Origin of the sequence: Piscibacillus salipiscarius JCM 13188 (assembly GCF_001311865.1) — a bacterium.
GTDB classification, from domain to species: domain Bacteria; phylum Bacillota; class Bacilli; order Bacillales; family Alkalibacillaceae; genus Piscibacillus; species Piscibacillus salipiscarius.
This window is the reverse complement of sequence record NZ_BBCD01000035.1, coordinates 1-19,461: the sequence shown is the minus strand read 5'-3', so window position 1 is coordinate 19,461 and position 19,461 is coordinate 1. Positions and strand designations below refer to the sequence as shown.

General features: G+C 36.0%; 22 protein-coding genes and 5 pseudogenes. 17 read left to right on the top strand and 10 right to left on the bottom strand.

The annotated features are described in order from the left end of the window. Window positions 1–59 precede the first annotated feature (59 nt). The 3 genes from rnjA to def all read right to left on the bottom strand — a co-directional run bounded on the left by rnjA (window position 60) and on the right by def (window position 2,868). On the bottom strand, window positions 60–1,727 hold the full coding sequence (rnjA, locus tag JCM13188_RS16480) for a ribonuclease J1 (RefSeq protein ID WP_054754983.1): 1,668 nt from the start codon (window positions 1,725–1,727) through the stop codon (window positions 60–62). Between the two features lie 14 nt (window positions 1,728–1,741). Continuing rightward, complete coding sequence (locus JCM13188_RS16475) at window positions 1,742–1,951, bottom strand: DNA-dependent RNA polymerase subunit epsilon (RefSeq protein ID WP_054754982.1); 210 nt, start codon at window positions 1,949–1,951, stop codon at window positions 1,742–1,744. Between the two features lie 359 nt (window positions 1,952–2,310). Beyond that, a complete protein-coding gene (def, locus tag JCM13188_RS16470) occupies window positions 2,311–2,868 on the bottom strand; it encodes a peptide deformylase (protein WP_054754985.1) in 558 nt (185 codons plus the stop codon). Between the two features lie 145 nt (window positions 2,869–3,013). Between def and JCM13188_RS16465 the strand changes: the two genes are divergently transcribed. From JCM13188_RS16465 to lpdA, 5 genes and pseudogenes are all read left to right on the top strand, one after another. Continuing rightward, a complete protein-coding gene (locus tag JCM13188_RS16465; RefSeq protein WP_054754981.1) occupies window positions 3,014–3,670 on the top strand; it encodes a YkyA family protein in 657 nt (218 codons plus the stop codon). Window positions 3,671–4,081: 411 nt separating this feature from the next. Next, window positions 4,082–5,123, top strand: a pseudogene (gene pdhA, locus JCM13188_RS16460) (pyruvate dehydrogenase (acetyl-transferring) E1 component subunit alpha). 3 nt (window positions 5,124–5,126) lie between these two features. Further along, window positions 5,127–6,104 carry an alpha-ketoacid dehydrogenase subunit beta gene (locus tag JCM13188_RS16455; RefSeq protein WP_054754980.1) on the top strand — a complete coding sequence of 326 codons (978 nt, stop codon included), beginning with the start codon at window positions 5,127–5,129 and terminating at the stop codon, window positions 6,102–6,104. A gap of 19 nt (window positions 6,105–6,123) precedes the next feature. Next, a pseudogene (locus JCM13188_RS16450) lies at window positions 6,124–7,453 on the top strand (dihydrolipoamide acetyltransferase family protein). Between the two features lie 3 nt (window positions 7,454–7,456). Beyond that, window positions 7,457–8,862: pseudogene (lpdA, locus tag JCM13188_RS16445) on the top strand (dihydrolipoyl dehydrogenase). A 103-nt stretch (window positions 8,863–8,965) separates the two neighbouring features. Here lpdA and JCM13188_RS16440 read toward each other — a convergent pair. Continuing rightward, window positions 8,966–10,519 carry a glycine betaine uptake BCCT transporter gene (locus JCM13188_RS16440; protein WP_054754979.1) on the bottom strand — a complete coding sequence of 518 codons (1,554 nt, stop codon included), beginning with the start codon at window positions 10,517–10,519 and terminating at the stop codon, window positions 8,966–8,968. A 145-nt stretch (window positions 10,520–10,664) separates the two neighbouring features. Between JCM13188_RS16440 and JCM13188_RS16435 the strand changes: the two genes are divergently transcribed. The 5 genes and pseudogenes from JCM13188_RS16435 (at window position 10,665) to JCM13188_RS16420 (ending at window position 13,165) form a co-directional block, all read left to right on the top strand. Next, window positions 10,665–10,934: a hypothetical protein gene (locus tag JCM13188_RS16435; RefSeq protein WP_054754978.1), complete on the top strand. Its 270-nt coding sequence runs from the start codon at window positions 10,665–10,667 to the stop codon at window positions 10,932–10,934. Next, window positions 10,927–11,508: a polysaccharide deacetylase family protein gene (locus JCM13188_RS16430; protein ID WP_054754977.1), complete on the top strand. Its 582-nt coding sequence runs from the start codon at window positions 10,927–10,929 to the stop codon at window positions 11,506–11,508. The genes JCM13188_RS16435 and JCM13188_RS16430 overlap by 8 nt, the downstream gene beginning before the upstream one ends. Window positions 11,509–11,684: 176 nt before the next feature. Beyond that, window positions 11,685–11,813 (top strand): GapA-binding peptide SR1P, encoded by a 129-nt coding sequence (locus JCM13188_RS19845; protein ID WP_279402024.1) that lies wholly within the window; start codon window positions 11,685–11,687, stop codon window positions 11,811–11,813. 83 nt (window positions 11,814–11,896) lie between these two features. Continuing rightward, window positions 11,897–12,849 (top strand): annotated as a pseudogene (locus tag JCM13188_RS16425) (NAD(P)H-dependent flavin oxidoreductase). 16 nt (window positions 12,850–12,865) lie between these two features. Further along, window positions 12,866–13,165, top strand: a complete 300-nt coding sequence (locus JCM13188_RS16420) for a UPF0223 family protein (protein WP_054754976.1) — start codon at window positions 12,866–12,868, stop codon at window positions 13,163–13,165. Here JCM13188_RS16420 and JCM13188_RS16415 read toward each other — a convergent pair. Further along, window positions 13,162–13,802, bottom strand: a pseudogene (locus JCM13188_RS16415) (YktB family protein). The gene JCM13188_RS16420 and the pseudogene JCM13188_RS16415 overlap by 4 nt on opposite strands. Window positions 13,803–13,916: 114 nt before the next feature. Between JCM13188_RS16415 and JCM13188_RS16410 the strand changes: the two are divergent. Together JCM13188_RS16410 and JCM13188_RS21545 are read left to right on the top strand one after the other, a co-directional pair. Further along, window positions 13,917–14,495: an inositol monophosphatase family protein gene (locus tag JCM13188_RS16410; RefSeq protein ID WP_369405110.1), complete on the top strand. Its 579-nt coding sequence runs from the start codon at window positions 13,917–13,919 to the stop codon at window positions 14,493–14,495. Continuing rightward, a complete protein-coding gene (locus tag JCM13188_RS21545; RefSeq protein ID WP_369405112.1) occupies window positions 14,438–14,713 on the top strand; it encodes an inositol monophosphatase family protein in 276 nt (91 codons plus the stop codon). The genes JCM13188_RS16410 and JCM13188_RS21545 overlap by 58 nt, the downstream gene beginning before the upstream one ends. Window positions 14,714–14,726: 13 nt before the next feature. Here the strand turns inward: JCM13188_RS21545 and JCM13188_RS21540 are convergent, their stop codons facing one another. Beyond that, a complete protein-coding gene (locus tag JCM13188_RS21540) occupies window positions 14,727–14,897 on the bottom strand; it encodes a DUF5325 family protein (protein WP_369405109.1) in 171 nt (56 codons plus the stop codon). A gap of 141 nt (window positions 14,898–15,038) precedes the next feature. Between JCM13188_RS21540 and JCM13188_RS19840 the strand changes: the two genes are divergently transcribed. Next, a complete protein-coding gene (locus JCM13188_RS19840) occupies window positions 15,039–15,173 on the top strand; it encodes a hypothetical protein (RefSeq protein ID WP_279402023.1) in 135 nt (44 codons plus the stop codon). After that, on the top strand, window positions 15,160–15,360 hold the full coding sequence (locus tag JCM13188_RS21535; RefSeq protein ID WP_369405111.1) for a YlaH-like family protein: 201 nt from the start codon (window positions 15,160–15,162) through the stop codon (window positions 15,358–15,360). Before JCM13188_RS19840 ends, JCM13188_RS21535 begins: the two co-directional genes overlap by 14 nt. A gap of 64 nt (window positions 15,361–15,424) precedes the next feature. Here JCM13188_RS21535 and JCM13188_RS19835 read toward each other — a convergent pair whose 3' ends face one another. Beyond that, entirely contained in the window at window positions 15,425–15,589 is a 165-nt protein-coding gene (locus tag JCM13188_RS19835; RefSeq protein ID WP_279402022.1) for a YlaI family protein, read from the bottom strand. Window positions 15,590–15,701: 112 nt separating this feature from the next. Between JCM13188_RS19835 and JCM13188_RS16400 the strand changes: the two genes are divergently transcribed. Continuing rightward, window positions 15,702–15,986, top strand: coding sequence for a YbyB family protein (locus JCM13188_RS16400; protein WP_054754974.1), 285 nt, complete (start codon window positions 15,702–15,704; stop codon window positions 15,984–15,986). Window positions 15,987–16,023: 37 nt separating this feature from the next. On the opposite strand, the gene JCM13188_RS16395 is transcribed toward JCM13188_RS16400, so the two are convergent. The 3 genes from JCM13188_RS16395 to JCM13188_RS16385 all read right to left on the bottom strand — a co-directional run bounded on the left by JCM13188_RS16395 (window position 16,024) and on the right by JCM13188_RS16385 (window position 18,039). Beyond that, window positions 16,024–16,911, bottom strand: coding sequence for a manganese catalase (locus tag JCM13188_RS16395; RefSeq protein WP_279402021.1), 888 nt, complete (start codon window positions 16,909–16,911; stop codon window positions 16,024–16,026). Next, entirely contained in the window at window positions 16,862–17,446 is a 585-nt protein-coding gene (locus JCM13188_RS16390) for a YhcN/YlaJ family sporulation lipoprotein (protein ID WP_054754973.1), read from the bottom strand. The genes JCM13188_RS16395 and JCM13188_RS16390 overlap by 50 nt, the downstream gene beginning before the upstream one ends. Window positions 17,447–17,607: 161 nt before the next feature. Further along, window positions 17,608–18,039 (bottom strand): hypothetical protein, encoded by a 432-nt coding sequence (locus tag JCM13188_RS16385; RefSeq protein ID WP_279402020.1) that lies wholly within the window; start codon window positions 18,037–18,039, stop codon window positions 17,608–17,610. Between the two features lie 82 nt (window positions 18,040–18,121). Here JCM13188_RS16385 and glsA point away from each other — a divergent pair, with 82 nt between their 5' ends. Next, a complete protein-coding gene (gene glsA, locus JCM13188_RS16380) occupies window positions 18,122–19,051 on the top strand; it encodes a glutaminase A (protein WP_054754972.1) in 930 nt (309 codons plus the stop codon). A gap of 80 nt (window positions 19,052–19,131) precedes the next feature. Further along, on the top strand, window positions 19,132–19,425 hold the full coding sequence (locus tag JCM13188_RS16375) for an Fpa/YlaN family protein (RefSeq protein WP_054754971.1): 294 nt from the start codon (window positions 19,132–19,134) through the stop codon (window positions 19,423–19,425). Window positions 19,426–19,461 lie beyond the last annotated feature (36 nt).

The following is a 19,461-nucleotide window of genomic DNA, read 5'->3' as shown; positions in this document are numbered from 1 at the left end:
GAAAAAACTCGCTAATTCATTAGCGAGTTTTTTGGCTATTTTGGATAGGTAATGTTTTATTAAACTTCCATTATAATCGGTAAAATCATAGGACGACGTTTTGTTTTCTCATATAAGAACGGCTGAATCGTATCTGTGATTTCGTTTTTGATTTCAGACCATTGAGATGTACGTCGTTCCATCACTTTATCTAAATGCTTCGAAACAAGTACTTGAGCTTCTTTAATCAAGTCTTCAGATTCTCGCATGTAGACAAACCCTCTAGAAATAATGTCAGGTCCTGATGCAATTTTGAATTCTTTCATATTAATGCTAACAACGACAACTACTAAACCTTCTTCAGAAAGGATTCTACGGTCTCGTAAGACGATGTTACCAATATCTCCAATTCCACTACCATCAACATAAACAGAACCTGATGGAATTTTACCAGCAACACCAACGTGTTTATTGCCAATGGCTAGAACATCTCCATTGTCCATGACAAATGAGTTATTTAGGTTAACTCCGCAATCTCTAGCTAACTTAGTGTGTTCAGCTAACATGCGATATTCACCGTGGATTGGCATGAAATATTTTGGTTTTAGCAGTCTTAGCATTAATTTCTGTTCTTCTTGTCCGCCGTGACCAGAGGTATGAATGTCATTTAATGATCCATGAATAACGTTAGCTCCGGCACGGTATAGTTTATTAATACTACGATTAACACTAATCGTATTCCCCGGAATAGGAGAAGATGAGAAAACAACTGTGTCATCTGGTTGAATTTGTATGTGTCTGTGAGTTCCATTAGCAATTCTTGATAAAGCTGCTAATGATTCACCCTGGGAACCAGTACATAAGATACAAACTTCATCACTAGGTAATTTATTAATTTCGTTTGGTTCAATAAAGGTGTCTTTCGGTGCACGAATATAACCTAGTTCTTGTCCGATTCGAATGGAGTTCTCCATGCTGCGTCCAAATACACATATTTTTCGTCCATTATTCGTAGCAGCTTCAACGACTTGTTGTAGACGATAAATATTGGATGCAAATGTTGCAAATATGACTCGGCCTTCAACTTTACCGAATATATCGTGTATGCTTTCTCCGACAACTCTTTCAGATAAAGTAAAGCCCGGTACTTCACTATTTGTACTATCAGATAACAAACATAGTACACCTTCTGAACCGATTTCTGCCATTTTTGCTAAATTAGCTGGCTCCCCGACAGGAGTAAAATCAAATTTGAAATCTCCAGTATGAACAATATTTCCTGGAGGCGTCTTTACGACAATACCGTACGAATCTGGAATACTGTGTGTCGTACGGAAAAAACTAACGGAAGTTTTACGGAATTTAATAATGTCATCTTCTTGTATTGTGTTTAACTCGGCATTTCGTAATAATCCGTGTTCTTCTAATTTATTACGAATTAAACCGATTGCTAGCTTACCTGCATAAATAGGTACATTGATTTCTCTTAATAAATACGGAATACCACCGATGTGGTCTTCATGTCCATGTGTGATAAACAATCCTTTAATTTTGTCTTGATTTTGAATTAAATACGTATAATCAGGAATGACATAATCGATCCCTAATAATTCATCTTCAGGAAATTTAATTCCAGCATCGATCAGAATGATCTCATCTTGGAACTGAACTCCATACGTATTCTTACCGATCTCACCAAGACCACCTAAAGCGAAGATTGCTACTTGATCGTTTTTAACAAATTTCATCTGCGTAACGACTCCTATATTTTCTCCACTTTGAAATCTTCGGATTGTTGTTCATAAGCTAAATGAGCCTCACTTAATTCTTGGACATATTCTATATTGTAGTTACGATCAGCTAGCTTTGAACGCACTTCTCTTACATTTTCCGCTTCAATATAAAGAGTTTTGGTTTCTTCTCGAACAGGTGCTTCTTCAGCATGTTCTTGATAAAGTACTTTAAATATCATATTATCTCTCCTTACTGTCAATATTTCTCCGTTCATTACCTATCCGTATAGCTATATCTAAATGCAAATGAGCATTAAAGAACAATGATTATGTGTTGGCAGTTTTTTTTATTGCCTAACCATTTTTTTTAAACGTTTTTTTAAGCGATCTCTTAGTTTTTTTAACATGAATCATACATCCTCTCATAGAAGATTTGTATGAAATGCATAGTTAAGTTGATTATACTTGCTAAACAAAAAATACTAAGGCATTTATTAACATTATCATCTTCTTTTATTATTATATACTGCAATCCTATGTTTTTAAAATGATTTATATAAAAAAGTACTGATTTTTGTAATCAGTACTCATGAAAACTTTACATTTCATCTGCTGGTGTTGAATTTTCAGGCGGGTGTAAAGGGTCATTTTGGTTGATATGATCATAGAACATAATACCGTCTAAGTGATCTATTTCATGTTGAAATACGATCGCTGCATACCCTTTTAAACGAAGCTTAACTTCTTCATCGTTTAAATTAGTTCCTTTTATCGTAATTCTTGCATAGCGAGGAACAATTCCAGGCACATCGCGGTCTACACTTAGGCAGCCTTCTCCGCCTTTGAGATAAGTTTTTTCAACTGAATGACTGATGATTTTGGGATTGAATAACCCCATACTATATTCACGATCATTAAAATCGGTAAAATGTACAGCGAGCATTCGTTTCGATAGTCCAATTTGGGGTGCAGCTAGACCTACCCCAGGCCTTAAATCATATTTTTTAGCGATTTCTTCATTTTGGCTATTTTTAATAAACTGTAGCATTTCTTCAAGAGTTTCTTGGTCTTTTGTTGATGCAGGAAGTTCTACTTCTTTAGCTTTTTCTCTTAGAACTGGATCACCTTCTCGTACTATTTGATCCATCGTTATCATGTCATTCATCCTTTCAGCTCTCCTTAATACCATCATCATTTTATCATATGTTTTTATGATATATTAATATTTTGATGTTATTTTTTCATGCCTGGTTATGTTATACTTTTATTATATAAATACGATCTAAGAAAGAGGGAATACGATGAAACGCGTGATGACTTCAGCACTCATATTACTTATCATGTTCTTTTTAGCAGCTTGTTCTGAAGATTATAATCCAGCAGAAGATATGTACACTCATTTAGAGAAGTCTGTTGAGTTAGAGAGCTCATTTCAATCAGCACAATCAGAATTAGTCAAACTAGAAGAAAAAGAGAATGAACTATATAATAAAATGATGGAAATTAATATGAATGAACTTGATGAAATAAAGCCTATAATTAAAGAAGCTCTTGGTCTAGTTGAAGAACGCAGGAAGTTAATGGAACAAGAGAAAGAAAGTATTGATGCGGCTAAAGAAGAGTTTGATCAGGTTCAAGAGTATATTGAAGAATTAGATGAAGAGCCTAAAGAAATTGCCATTAATATGGTAGATAAAATGAATGAACGCTACGAAGGGTTTAACGAACTTTACAATGCTTATAATAGTTCATTAGATTTAGATGCAGAATTATATGAGATGTTAAAAAACGAGGAATTGAAAAAGAAAGACCTAGATGCACAGGTAGAAAAAGTTAATAATAGTTATAATGAAGTTCAAAAAGCACAAGAGAAATTTAATAAATTAACTCAAGAGTTTAACGATTTAAAGAAACAATTCTATGAGGCATCAGGCTTGAATGTAGAATATGAAAATTAAACTTAATTGTATTAAAACAGAGCGCATCATCCTTTTAGGGTATGTGCTCTTTTTTATTTTATAATGATTAACTGTTATATTACAGAATTAAAAATACAATGTAACAGATGCATAATCTTTTGAGGTTAAGATTTTTTGTTTTTAGACTTAAAAGCTATTAGTTAAAAGTGTTTGACGATTTGCTGCAGTATGATATAAACTACCAATTAGTACGAAGTTGTATTAGTCATTACTTTATATTTAATTGTAACAGTCATGATTAAGATAGGTAATATTAGGGTACATAATGTATAGAATTACGATTAGTACTCGGCAGTTTTGGCAAACTATAATGAGGAATTTAATTGAAAGGAAGAGGTGACGATAGTGAGCTTTAAAAGTCCACTTGAAGGAATCGATGAAAAGTTTGAAATGATTCAAATTTTAAATGAAGATGGTGAGATCGTTAACGAGGATGCGATGCCTGATTTATCAGATGATGATTTAGTTGAATTAATGCGTCGCATGGTGTACACAAGAGTTCTAGACCAACGTTCGATTGCATTAAATCGTCAGGGACGTCTAGGTTTCTATGCACCAACTGCTGGACAGGAAGCATCTCAACTTGGTACGCATTTTGCATTAGAGAAAGAAGATTTTGTATTACCAGCTTATCGTGACGTACCACAATTAATTTGGCATGGCCTACCATTATATCAAGCATTCTTATTCTCAAGAGGGCATTTTCACGGTAACCAAATGCCTGAAGATGTTAATGCATTGAGCCCGCAAATTATCATTGGGGCACAAATTACACAAACAGCTGGTGTAGCACTAGGGCTAAAACGTCGAGGTAAGAAAAATGTTGCGATTACGTATACAGGTGATGGCGGTGCATCACAGGGTGACTTTTACGAAGGTATAAACTTTGCAGGTGCTTATCAGGCTCCGGCCATTTTGTTGTGCAAAATAACCAATTTGCTATATCAGTACCTGTTGAGAAACAGTCAGCTGCTCAAACGGTTGCACAAAAAGCAGCCGGTGCAGGAATTCCTGGGTTTTAGTAGATGGAATGGATGTTTTAGCCGTTTATCAAGTTACTAAAGAAGCTCGTGAGCGTGCTGTTAACGGCGAAGGTCCGACACTTATTGAAACTTATACTTATCGCTATGGTCCACATACAATGGCAGGGGATGACCCTACTCGTTATCGTACAGAAGATATGGATGATGAATGGGAGAAAAAAGATCCATTAGTTCGTTTCCGTAAATTCTTAGAAAGCAAAGACTTATGGTCTGAAGAAAAAGAAAATGAAGTAATCGATACAGCGAAAGAAGAAATTAAAGCAGCCATTAAGAAAGCTGACGGTCAGGACAAACAGAAAGTGACTGATTTAATCAATATTATGCATGAAGAACTTCCATATAACTTACAAGAGCAAATGGAAGAATATAAAGAAAAGGAGTCGAAGTAAGCAATGGCACAGATGACAATGATTCAAGCAATAACTGATGCTCTTCGTACGGAACTTAAAAATGATGAAAATGTGCTTGTGTTTGGTGAAGACGTAGGCCAAAACGGAGGCGTATTCCGTGCGACTGAAGGTTTACAAGAAGAATTCGGTGAAGAACGTGTATTTGATACGCCGTTAGCTGAATCAGGAATTATCGGTATGTCAGTTGGTCTATCGACACAAGGGTTTAGGCCTGTTCCTGAAATTCAATTCTTCGGCTTCGTATATGAAGCGATGGATGCTGTGAGTGGTCAAGCTGCTCGTATGCGCTATCGTTCAGGTGGTAGATGGCATGCGCCAATTACTATTCGTTCTCCTTTTGGGGGCGGTGTACACACACCTGAATTACACGCAGATAGTTTAGAAGGTTTAATGGCCCAACAACCGGGACTCAAAGTAGTTATTCCTTCAAACCCACATGATGCGAAAGGATTATTAATCTCAGCCATTAGAGATAATGACCCTGTTATCTTTTTAGAGCATATGAAACTTTATCGTTCATTCCGTGAAGAGGTTTCTGAAGATGAGTTTACTGAAGAGATTGGTAAAGCAAAAGTGAAGCGTGAAGGTAAAGATATTACCCTAATTGCATATGGTGCAATGGTCCATTCAGCTTTAAAAGCTGCTGAAGAATTAGAGAAAGAAGACATCGATGCAGAAGTAATCGACTTAAGAACTGTATCACCAATTGATGTTGAGACAATTGTAGAATCTGTTAAGAAAACCAATCGTGCAGTTGTGGTACAAGAAGCACAAAGACAAGCTGGAATTGCAGCAAGTGTAGTATCTGAGATCCAAGAACGTGCTATTTTACATTTAGAAGCACCAGTATTACGTGTAGCTGCTCCAGATACGGTATACCCATTCTCTCAAGCAGAAGAAGTTTGGCTGCCAAATTATGAAGATATTGTTGAGAAAGCGAAGCAATCGATTAACTTTTAATGACTAGGAGGGAAACAAAGTGGCCTACGAATTCAAACTGCCTGATATAGGTGAAGGTATTCACGAAGGTGAAATAGCCAAATGGTTTGTCAATAAAGGTGATGAAATAAAAGAAGACGACGTGTTATGTGAAGTGCAAAACGATAAAGCTGTTGTAGAAATTCCATCACCGGTTGAAGGTACTGTTTTAGAGGTACTTGTAGATGAAGGTGAAACAGCAGTCGTTGGAGATGTCATTATTAAAATTGACGCTGAAGGCTATGATTCTGACGATGAAGAAGACACAAGTGATGGTGAAGAATCGGAAAAAGAATCTGAACAAGAAGAGTCAAAAGATGATTCAAAACAAGAATCAAAAGAAGAAGCCAAAGAAGAAAGTCCTAAAACGGATTCTACTGAGTCTGATACAGACGAATCTGAAGATAAACGTGTCATTGCTATGCCATCAGTAAGAAAATATGCAAGAGACAATGATGTTAATATAAGTAAAGTTCAAGGTTCTGGTAAAAAATGGCCGCATCTTAAAAGAAGATATAGATCAATATCTTGATGGTGGTCAAGAGGAAGCTAGTCAGGAAACAGAAGCTAAAGAATCAACTGAAGATAAGGAACAAAAAGGTTCTAAACAGACCGTTCCAGCTGGCGATTATCCAGAAACTCGTGAGAAAATGAGTGGTATTAGAAAAGCTATTGCTAACGCAATGGTTAAATCTAAACAGACAGCACCACATGTAACATTGATGGATGAAGTTGATGTAACAGAACTTGTTAACCATCGTAAGAAATTCAAAGAAGTTGCAGCTGAACAAGAGATTAAGCTAACTTACCTTCCTTATGTGGTAAAAGCATTAGTTTCAACGCTTAAAAAGTATCCATCATTAAATACTTCATTTGATGATGACACCGAAGAGATCATCCAGAAGCATTACTATAACATTGGTATTGCTGCGGACACTGATAAAGGTTTACTAGTACCAGTAGTAAAAGATGCTGATCGTAAATCAATCTTTGATATTTCTAGCGAAGTAAACGAGTTGGCAACAAAAGCTCGTGATGGTAAACTATCATCAGAAGAAATGAAAGGTGCATCTTGCTCAATCACTAATATTGGGTCAGCAGGCGGACAATGGTTCACACCGGTTATTAACCACCCTGAAGTAGCAATCTTAGGTATTGGCCGAATTGGTGAAAAACCAGTTGTTCGTGATGGTGAAGTGGTTGTCGCACCAGTATTAGCTATTTCATTAAGCTTTGACCATCGTATGATCGATGGGGCAACAGCTCAACTAGCAATGAACCATGTGAAACGTTTATTAAATGACCCACAATTAATCATGATGGAGGCGTAGATAATGGTAGTAGGAGATTTTCCAGAAGAAGTAGATACTCTTGTCGTTGGAGCAGGTCCTGGTGGATATGTAGCAGCTATTCGTGCTGCACAAATGGGACAAAAAGTTACTATCGTTGATAAAGGTAACTTAGGTGGTGTATGTCTAAACGTAGGTTGTATCCCATCTAAAGCACTAATCTCTGCAGGACACCGCTATGAACATGCAAAGGATTCAGAAGAAATGGGTATTGTTGCTGAGAATGTCTCAGTAAACTTTGATAAGACCCAAGAATGGAAAGGTAAGATTGTGAATAAACTTACTGGCGGTGTAGAAAGCTTATTAAAAGCGAATAAAGTAGACATCGTTAAAGGTGAAGCTTACTTTGTTGATCAAAACACTGTAAAAATTATGGATGAAAAGAATTCGCAAACTTATAAATTTAACAATTGTATTATTGCTACAGGTTCTCGCACAATTGAACTTAAACCATTCCCTTATTCAGACCGTGTATTAGATTCTACAGGAGCTATTAACCTAAAAGAAATTCCTGAAAAATTAGTTGTTATTGGTGGAGGATACATTGGTACTGAGCTAGGCGGAGCATATGCTAGCTTCGGCAGTGAAGTTACTATTTTAGAAGGAACTAAAGATGTCTTAGGTGGTTTCGAAAAGGTATGACGCAATTAGTTAAGAAGCGTCTTAAGAAAAAAGGTGTCGAGTTAGTTACGGAAGCAATGGCTCAAGGTGTTGAGGAAACTGACGACGGAGTAAAAGTAACTTACGAGGTAAAAGGTGAAGAGAAAACAATTGAAGCAGATTACCTATTAGTTACGGTAGGTCGTCGTCCAAATACTGATGAAATGGGTCTTGAAGATATTGGTTTAGATCTTGATGATAAAGGTCTAATTAAAATTGATAAGCAATGTCGTACAAACTTAGATAACATCTATGCTATTGGTGATATTGTTGAAGGCCCACAATTAGCTCACAAAGCTTCTTATGAAGGTAAAATTGCAGCAGAAGCGATCAGTGGTGAAAAATCTGAGATTGATTACTTAGGTATTCCTGCTGTCGTATTCTCAGATCCAGAACTAGCTAGTGTTGGTCACAATGAGGAAAGCGCTAAAGAGGCTGGGTTTGAAGTTGTCGCTAAGAAATTCCCATTTGCAGCAAATGGACGTGCGTTATCACTTAATGATTCAGATGGTTTCGTGAAATTAGTTACACGTAAATCTGACGGGTTAGTAATTGGTGCACAAGTGGCTGGACCTAATGCAAGTGATTTAATTGCTGAATTAGGATTAGCAGTTGAAGCAGGTATGACTGCTGAAGACTTAGCACTTACAATTCATGCTCATCCAACATTAGGTGAAGCTGTTATGGAAGCTGCTGAAGTGGTACTTGGCATGCCAATTCATACTGCGTAACCAATAATTATTTATTAATAAAGAGACTGTAATCGTAATGATTATAGTCTCTTTTTTGGCTCTAAATAATTATCACAAAAAAAGACTGACCCTATGATTTGGGTCAGTTGGTAGAATTATCGATCTTCAGGTTTTTTCGTTTTAATGGATAATTTCTAGCTTCTTCTTTAAACTCTTTCACAACTGAAAAGATGACCATAATTAGAATAAAGGCAAATGGGAACGCTGCAATAATTGATGCGGTCTGTAAGGCACCTAAACCACCTTGCCATAATAGAACAGCAGCTGTAGCTGATTGAACAAGCCCCCAAGCAATCTTTACCTTTAGGTCAGGGTTAAGGTTTCCTCCAGTCGTTTGCATACCTAATACAAATGTTGCTGAGTCAGCAGATGTAATGAAGAATGTACTGATTAGCAGAATGGTTAATAACGAACTTAATGTCGTTAATGGATAATTCTCTAATACGGTAAATAAAGCTGCTTCTTGTCCGGCATCTGAAATAATTGAAAATAAATCCATTCCATTATTATATTCAAGTGCAATGGCAGAGCCGCCAAATACAGCGAACCATAAGGCACCAAATATAGTAGGTACTAATAATACTCCGACCACAAATTCACGAACTGTACGTCCTCTTGAAACGCGAGCTATAAACATAGCAACAAATGGTGCCCAGGCAATCCACCAAGCCCAATAGAATATGGTCCAACCCTCTAACCAACCAGTATTTTCTTCATTAAACGGAGCCATTCTAAAGCTCATAGCTGGTAACTTTTGAATATAACTTCCAAGTGTAGTTGTGAAGAAATTCATTATGAAATTCGTAGGCCCTGCAAACAACATAAAGAGTAGCAAAATAAACGCTAAAACAATATTAGTTGTACTTAAGTATTTGATCCCACGATCTAAGCCTGTAATGGCTGAGAGCATAAAAAGTATGGTGACGACGATTATAATAATAAATTGTAGTGAAAAATCGTTGGTTAATCCATCGAATAAAATGCCTAAACCACTACTGATTTGTTGAGCTCCTAAACCAAGTGATGTGGCAACTCCAAATATCGTTGCAAATACAGCGATGACATCAACTAATGTACCAAATCCGCCATTCATTCGATCACCAAATAAAGGTTTTAATGTACTACTAACGAGTCCAGGAGCATCTTTTCTAAACTGAAAATATGCTAGAGCTAAAGCTAGAATAGAATAGATCGCCCACGGGTGTAATCCCCAGTGGAAGAAACTATAACGCATAGCGACTTTAGCTGCTTCGCTTTCTCCATCAACTGCAAATGGTGGTGTGTTAAAGTGATAAATCGGCTCTGTGGCCCCCCAGAAAACTAGACCAATCCCCATTCCAGCGCTAAATAACATACCAAACCAGGTAATATAATTATACTCTGGTTTATCTCCGTCTTTACCTAAGACAATATTTCCATACTTCGAGGCAATTAAAAATATAGCAAAGACTAAAAAAGAGGTTGCAGAAAGTAAGTAAAACCACCCGAATTTCTCAACCAAAAATCCTTGAATATTGCCAGTTACTTTTCCTAAATTCCATTCTGGGAGTGTATTTTCGGAAATCATACCCCATATAATGAATAAAATAGCAATCACTAATGATATATAAAATACTTTAGTTACTTTTTGTTTCATGAGTACGGTTCATTCCCTTCCAAACGTATTAAGTTCCTATATTTCTTTTGCCCAATTTTCAACTTCTAATTCAAAATGAAAGTCTCATCGTTTATAATTTATATATAGACATAAGGGGGAAAACATCTGTGAAAAACATAAAATTTTGGGGATTTTCTTATTAATTAGTTGGGCACTTGTAGCTTGTGCTGAGAATGGTCAGGAAGTGGCTCAGCCTGAAGAGATTGAAGGGCAAACTGGAGAAGAAGAAAAGAAAAATGAAGCTGAAAATGTTGATGAAGATTCGGAAGATATAGAAGCAAAAGAACAAGAGGAACAGACTAAGGAAGATACAAAAACTGAAGATGATGACAGTCATAGTGAAGAGCAAAAGAAGAAAAGAAAGCTAAAAAGAACCAGAATATTTTTTGAATGATGTTGGGTATTTTAAACCTATTGATGATGCTAACCCGAAGGTAGTTTTATTAACAATAGATGATGCACCTGATGAACATGCTATAGAGATGGCGAAAACCTTAAAAGAATTAAAGGCACCGGCTATTTTCTTTGTGAACGGACATTTCATGGATACTAAAGAAGAGAGAAAAGTAGTTAAACAAATACATGACATGGGATTCCATATTGGAAATCATACATATAACCATCAAAACTTGCGAGAAGTATCAAACAAACAACAAAAAAAAGAAATTTTAAAACTTAATAAGATAATTGAAGAAGTAATAGGTGAAAAGCCTAAATTCTTCAGAGCACCACATGGAGCTAATACCGATTATGCTGAAAAATTAGTTAAAGACGAAGGTATGTTGTTAATGAACTGGTCTTATGGATATGACTTTATGGCAGATTATATGGAAAAAGAAGCACTTGAAGAAATAATGGTTAATGCCCCTCAATTAGGCAAAGGTGCTAATCTACTCATGCACGACAGAGAATGGACAAATGCTGCTTTACCAGGTATTTTAGAAGGTTTAAAAGAAAAAAGGTTATGACTTTTTAGATCCAGATCTTATCCAATTGACAAAAGAATAATATAGATTGCCGTCACTTTGAGTGGCGGCTTTTTAATTTTTATAAAGAAAATAAAATATCCTATTGCAATAATTAGTATGACATAATATACTATTAATAACTTAAATAATACATCCTATTTGAAGGAGTGGTATGAATGGGTACAATTGTTTGCGCCAAATGCCAACGTATTATCGATTTTTTCGATCACATTAAAGTGACAAAAATCTATAGTCATAATTGTGATTGTTGTCAAAAAGAAAAAGAATCTAACTCAAACGCTTAATGGCGTTTGAGTTTTTTGTCTAAAGTTTCCTGATTTTCTCAATACAGGAATAGTGGTAAGATTATTTATAAGGGAGTGGTGAAATGAAGACAAAAGTGACGGAGTTATTAAATATCGAATTGCCAATTGTTCAAGGTGGGTTAGCTTATTTAGCTTATGCTGACTTAGCTGCAGCAGTTTCTAATGCAGGTGGGCTAGGACAGATTACAGCAATGAGTTTACCTAATGAAGAGGCGTTAAGAAACGAAATACATAAAGTAAAAGAAATGACTGATAAGCCATTTGGAGTGATTTGCAATTGGTCAGCACGGACGATCATTTGAACATATGGTTCAAGTTGCAGTAGATGAAAAGGTTCCTGTCATATCCGTAACCGGTGGTAACCCCAAGCCAGTACTAGAGAAGTTCGAAGGGACAGATACGAAAAAGTTAGTATTAGTTGCTGCCAAAAGACAAGCAGAGAAAGCAGAAGAACTGGGTGCTGATGGTGTCATGGTTGTAGGACATGAAGGTGGTGGCCATTTAGGTCGTGATGATATCGGAACATTTGTCTTAACTCCAGAAGTCGTTGATTCAGTTAAAATTCCTGTCATTGCTTCTGGCGGTATAAGTGATGGACGTGGTTTGATGGCAGCATTAGCTTTAGGGGCTGAAGGTATTGAAATGGGCACAAGGTTCATTGCGACCAAAGAATGTGTTCATGCAAATGAAGTGTACAAAAGGAATTTGATAGATGCAAATGAGCATTCGACGGTATTAATTAAAAGGTCAATAGGTACACCTGCTAGGGCACTAAAAAATATTTGGACTGATCAAATACTTGAATTAGAAGAAAAAAGAAGTTGGGTATGAAGGGTTGAAAAATTATATTAGCGGAGAAGCGAATAGACGATATATTTATGAGGGAAAACAAGAAGAAGGATTTGCGTGGGCAGGTCAAGTCAGTATGAGAATAAAAGATATACCAACCGTACAAGAGTTGTTTGATCAAATTACAAAAGAGATTCATATGATTAAGCAGAAATGGAATCAATAAAAGGTTGTGAAAATAGATGGAATATCATTATCCGATTGACCCTGATTGGTCAACCCATGAAGTAATCGATGTGGTTGAGTTCTTTCAATTAATCGAAGAAGCATACGAAAAACAAGTTAAAGCAAGTAAAGTAATGGAACAGTATAAGAAGTTTAAAGCCGTTATTCCTTCTAAAGCTGAAGAGAAGACGCTTTTTAAACAATTTGAAAAGCAGTCAAGCTATGTACCGTATCAAGTCGTAAAAGCAGCAAAAGAATCAGACGGCTCCCAGAATATATCTCTTAAAAATGAACTCGGTGATTTCACCGAGTTCTAGTTATATTGAATGGTCTTTGTAAGATCATATAACACCGATAAATTCTTAAAGGTATCTTCACATAGTTTTATAAATTCTTCACCATTTTTTAAACGTGAATCTTTACGATCTAATGTTAAACCGCAAAGTATTTCTGCCTTTTTGACATTTTCAAGGCGGTCAACTAAACGATCAAATTCACCGTTTTTCATCTCTTTATGACTAATTGTGTCTGGTTCCGTATGATCTTTAGACCAAACAAAATCGTCAGGAATAGTAGATAAAATATGCTCTTTATTTGCTTTAAGTTCTTTAGCAAAATCAGATTTATTGGACTTTCATAAATAACCGCAAACCAGATAAAGACATGTGTTTCCCACATTCCAATCTGGAAATGAGGGAGTTTCTTATATCCGCGCTTACTATTTGCTAAAGCAGCCCAGGTATCGTTAGGTGGATTCTTAGTACGGCGTGCATGTTTAGCAACATGAATAAACATTTCATCTCCTGTAAGGGAAGATGCAGTTGGTTCTAATTCTGTAGCAATGGTTTCTAACTTAGGTGATAAACGACCTCTAAGTTCTTCCATACGTTCATCTAAGCCATCAATTTTAAATACGTCAAAGTCTTTTTGATTAAATCCTGTAAAGTTAGCCACGAGTAATCGCTCCTTTTATGACTTGTCTGTAAATTATTTTAGCATAAGTTCAAACTAGTTTATAATAATATACAAAGTTGACTGGATTATAAGATAAAGGATGATGGAATAGAAATGAGAAATCGCGATCATATTTTAAACGAAGCAAAACAATGGGTTATTGAAGCAGGTGAACTCATAAAAACCGAAATGCAAAAACCTTATAAAATAGATACGAAACGAGATCGGAAAGACTTAGTGACGGAGATTGATCAGAAGACTGAGCAATTCTTTGTAGACCACATTTCAAAAAAGTATCCTGACCATAAAATATTAGGCGAAGAAGGAATGGGTGAGGAGGTTCATTCATTAGACGGTACCGTATGGATTATTGACCCGATTGACGGAACCATGAATTTTGTCCATCAACAACGCTTTTTTGCTATATCAGTAGGTATTTATCACGATGGTGTCGGAGAAATTGGGCTTATTTACGATGTGATGAACAACACAATGTACGAAGGGGTCAAGGGGGAAGGAGCCTATAAAAATGCTAAACGTTTAGATCCAATTGACCCGAATAAAACATTAACGGATGCATTAGTTGGCTTAAATAACTTCTGGGCAATTCCTAATAGACGTTTAAATGAAAAAAGATTCATGAACTGGTTAGAAAGGTTAAAGGAACCCGCTCTTACGGGTCTGCAGCATTAGAATTTGCGTACATTGCTGAAGGAATCATTGATGCTTATATTACCATGAGGCTTCAGCCGTGGGATATTGCAGCGGGAAAAATTATTGTGGATGAAGTTGGAGGAGTGACAACGCGAGTCGATGGAAGCTCACTTGACTTATTAACAGGTAATACAGTGATCTGTTCGAATAAAGCTATTCATGAGTCGCTTATGACGTTTATTCAAGAAAAAGAATAAAAAATCTGTTCCTTTATAGGAACAGATTAATTTTGTTTTGATAATCACGTTTTAATTTAAAACCATAACCCATTAATCCAAATCCTGCTAAAAGAGTTAATGCGATTAGTAAGTAATTTTGATAGCTAATCATGATGGCTGTGGCAACGAAACACAATATAACGAGCACAGCTAATATAAACATTTTTTACTATGATTCATAGTCTCACCTCATCCAATTTAAAGTTTACACGATGTGACAAAATTTGAAAACATATAACTTCTATCTAGATAATCCTTCGTGAATCATGTATGATAGATGGGGGATTAAGAGGAGGATTTTTTTATGAATGAAAATGGAAATGCATTAGAAGATCAATTTTATTTACCAGTTGAAAATTTTCTTAATGGACATAGGTGGAACAGAAGGTTTTTGGTTGTTGTTTATAACGGTAGCATTATTGGCTATGCTTACATATAAATTAGGTTTTGCAAAGAAATTACCTTTGCTTAAATCAATTGTGGTTTATGTTTTGTTAGTTTTCGGTTGTTTTATGTTAGTCATATTTGCTATTGGCGGGTTGCCAATTGCAGAAGTATTAATAATAACCTCAATCGTTTTAGGAATATATCGATATAGACTCCATCGTGAACGTGATGCAAAATAAACGTTGCCAATATAGGCAACGTTTTATTTATAGGTGAGGGTCACCTTTTGGTTCTTCATATAGTTTAAAATTTTTCATTCTTACGTCTTTCGATCGTCTTTTCACTAATACGTTCATAACATTCATTACATATATACGTTTGAATCCGTCTTTTTCTTAATTTCTTTGCTAGTAAAGAATAAGGTTTAACCTTTTCAATTTGTTCGCATAATACACATTTCACACGCATGTTAATCACCTCTACTTGAGACACATTATAACATGTTTGTCCTTTTAAATGTTTTAAAATAAAAAGATAGGGAAAACAATTAGTAAGAAAACATAAATGAGGAGTGTTGAAAATGAGAAAAGGTATTATGACAACACTTGTTGCTGCTGGAAGTGCAGCAGTAGGCGCATATATTTTTAGTGACGAAAATCGCAAAAGTAAAATTAAAGGTCAATACCAAAAAGTGAAAAACCAACTTTTAGGTGAACAAACAGATCCAATCGAAAAAGCAGGTAAACCAGAGGAAGTGAGTCATCATGAAGATTCAAAAATGGTTTCAGAAGGTGCCCAATTTGGTGTTCAATATTATAATGAAGTGAAAGAAGATGACGAAAAAGAAGAGACGCATACAAAATAAACAAAAGAACCGTGTTTAAGCGGTTCTTTTGTTTTATCTATTGATTAAACTTTGGTGTTCCGTGAATATAACCAGGTGCTGGATTTAAAGTTGGGTTTTGACCTTGGGCTTTTGGATTAGGATCGTAATTAAACTGACTTAATCCGTCCATTGATGGACCTGATGCCCAGCGACCAGTTTGACTGTCTTGACCTTCAGAACAGTTCATAAAAGTATAAGCAACATCAGATTTCTCATATTGTCTTTCGAATGTGCTCGGTGTAACTTTTCCTTCTTTCTCTTCAAGCTCTGCGATTGCAGCTAACCACTGATTTTGGTGCATCGTATCTCTAGCAATGAGGAAGGAAAGCATATCTCTAACTCCAGCATCATCAGTCATTTCATATAATCTAACGACTTGAAGGCGCCCTTGAGATTCAGCATTTAAGTTAGCTCTAAAATCAGCTAACAAATTCCCACTTGCAATCGTGTATCTTGCATTCCAAGGGTAGCCAGCACTATCGTTAGGACTTGCACCTAGACCATTAACAATAGCATGTTGCGGATTCATTCCGCCCATGACGGATTCAATGACGGGGTCTTTAGCTGCATTTTCCTGCTCTTCAACTGGAGCTTTATCAAGGAGTTGAGCTATCATCGTAGCTAACATTTCGACATGAGCAATTTCTTCTGTCCCTATATCTAACAACATATCTCGATACTTAGATTCTGCTCGGCAATTCCAACCTTGAAATAAATACTGCATCATGACGGAGATTTCTCCGTATTGACCCCCTAAAACCTCTTGTAACTTTTTAGCATAAACTGGATCAGGCTTGTCTGGTTTTGCTCGATATTGTAATTCTTTTACATGATAAACATTTTGAAAACTCCTTTTATTCTTTTGATTGATCTTGTTCTTTTTGAATATTTCTTGTGTTTTCATTAGCATCACCACGCGTTTGTGATGGGCTTTCTTTTTTAGGGTTATTTTCTTTTGTAGGGGTTTCCGGTAGATATCTACCTACAATATTAGATATCTCTTCTAAGACTTGATCAGCTGGTTCCCCTTGTCTAATCATTTGGTTCATATTTTTAATGCGTTCCATAATGTCTCCGTCGGCGACCACAAATGCATAATGACCAAATGGGTCATGCTTAACAGCTTCCGTTACAGAATATTTTACTGAACCGACGCGGGATCGGTCTAAATCATCATCAACGTCAATACCAATGATTGTATAGGAACCAAACACTAATACTCTTGCGTCGTTAACATCAGGTACTTGTGTGGCTAATTTCGCTAAACGCTGAGCTGCTTCGCGATTCGAATGCTTATTAGACTGCTCAATTTCGGAGTCACTTAATTGTTCAACTTCAGCATCGGTATTTATTTGGTTTCCATTCCCTTGTTGCTGAGACATGCATCCAGCTGAAAATAAAATAATCAGCATCGCTATATTTAAACCTTTATATTTCATAAAAACCATACTCCTTTTTCTTTAGTTTGCTTAGAAAAGGAGTAATTATGAGAAAAAAGTTATAAAAAAAGTTAACTGCTCAACATGAACAGTTAACTGGGTAAAGCTATACAACTGAGATTTTTTTAACATTTTTAATTGGATTGCTTTGATTGCTACCATCACCGAAGTACAAATGAACCGGGCCATCTTCTGTTAATGGTTTTCCCCTTTAAAGCAAATAATAAGTAAGAATTCTCTAATTGGGTAAAATTAATTTCAACTGAATCGTCATCAGTATGTAAAATGGCTTTCGCAGCATCTTCGTTCGGTTCAGAATTAGGTAGAAAGTAACTTAACGGCATTAGATAACTATTTTCAAGTACCTTTTTCTTATCAAAGCGCTTTATACTTTCATTAATAGGTGGGTTAATCTGTTGCTGATATTGATCGCGGTTAAACGGTGTATCTTTATCTGCAGAAGCACCGTTAAGATTAGAATCTTCGTTTTTAAAAGCATCATCTAATAATACTTTGCGGTCATCAAATATCCATACGGTTGGATCTAAGGTTATAGGGTGTTTAACGTTCCCTTCAATTTGTACAATTAACATTCTGTCACCTCATCTTATAAATCTTTAGTCCATTACGAGTATAACGAAGATTTCTTCACAATGCACGAGAGGAGTTTTATAAATGATAACTATTACTCAAGATGATTTATCGAAATGGCTAGAGCATGTTCGTATTTACGCTAATAACGGAAAGGTTGCAGATTATATACCAGCTTTAGCAAATCAACAGCCTGAAACAAATGCCGTTGCTTATTATCCATTAGAAGGTGATCTAATTTGTTCAGGTCAATCAGAATATTGTTTCACCATACAAAGTATTTCTAAAGTCATTACCCTTGCGGTAGCCTTAATTCAACACGGAGAGCGTGCGGTTTTTTCAAGAGTGGATAAAGAACCAACAAGTGACCCATTTTATTCTGTTGCAAAATTAGAAGTTGAGAAGCCTGCAAAACCTTTCAATCCAATGATTAATGCTGGTGCATTGGCTGTAACGAATATGATCCGTGGTCGAAATTCTGAGGAAATGGTTAATGAAATTTTAAGATTAGTGCGCTTATTAACCAATGATGAAACGGTCACTTATGACCCTGAAGTGGCTCAATCAGAATATGAAACCTCATTTCTCAATAGAGCGTTATGTTATTTTATGAAACAACACGGAGTCATTACTGGAAGTGTTGAAGAATTGTTAGATGTATATACAAAACAGTGCGCTATAAGTATGAATGTTCAGCAATTAGCGAGGATGGGTGCAGTCTTTGCTAATGATGGACGTGACCCAGACACAAATGAAGTCCTAATTCCAGATCAAGTTGCTAGAATATGCAAAACGTTTATGGTGACTTGTGGCATGTATAATGAGTCAGGAACTTTTGCTATTAATGTAGGTATACCAGCTAAAAGTGGAGTGTCAGGTGCAGTAATGGGAATTCTTAGAAGGAGTGGAGGTATAGCCGTTTTTGGCCCTGCATTAAATGCAAAGGGTAATAGTGTCGTTGGGTTACGTTTTTTAGAAAACTTAGCAGAAGAGAAAAGTTGGTCAATCTTTTAAGGTTAAACAAGTTTCCTTGCATTTAATGGTATAACCTATAATATATTAAAGTAGGAGCTCAAATGTAAGGGGGAATTACCGTGTCATCCAATGTAGCGCTTGAAGAAGATCAACAAGCTCTAGCCCTCTTAAAGGCGGATGCGGATCAAATTTTGCAATTAATTAAAGTACAGATGGATAACTTAACAATGCCTCAATGTCCTCTTTATGAAGAGGTTTTAGATACACAGATGTATGGCTTATCTCGTGAAGTTGATTTTGCTGTTAGACTTAAATTAATTAACGAATCAACTGGCAAAAGCATACTTGAGAACTTAGAAAGAGAATTAAGTGCCTTACATGAAGCATATCAAAAACATAAAGCATCAACATAAGCTCAAAATATAGCATAGCTATGTTTTGAGCTTTTT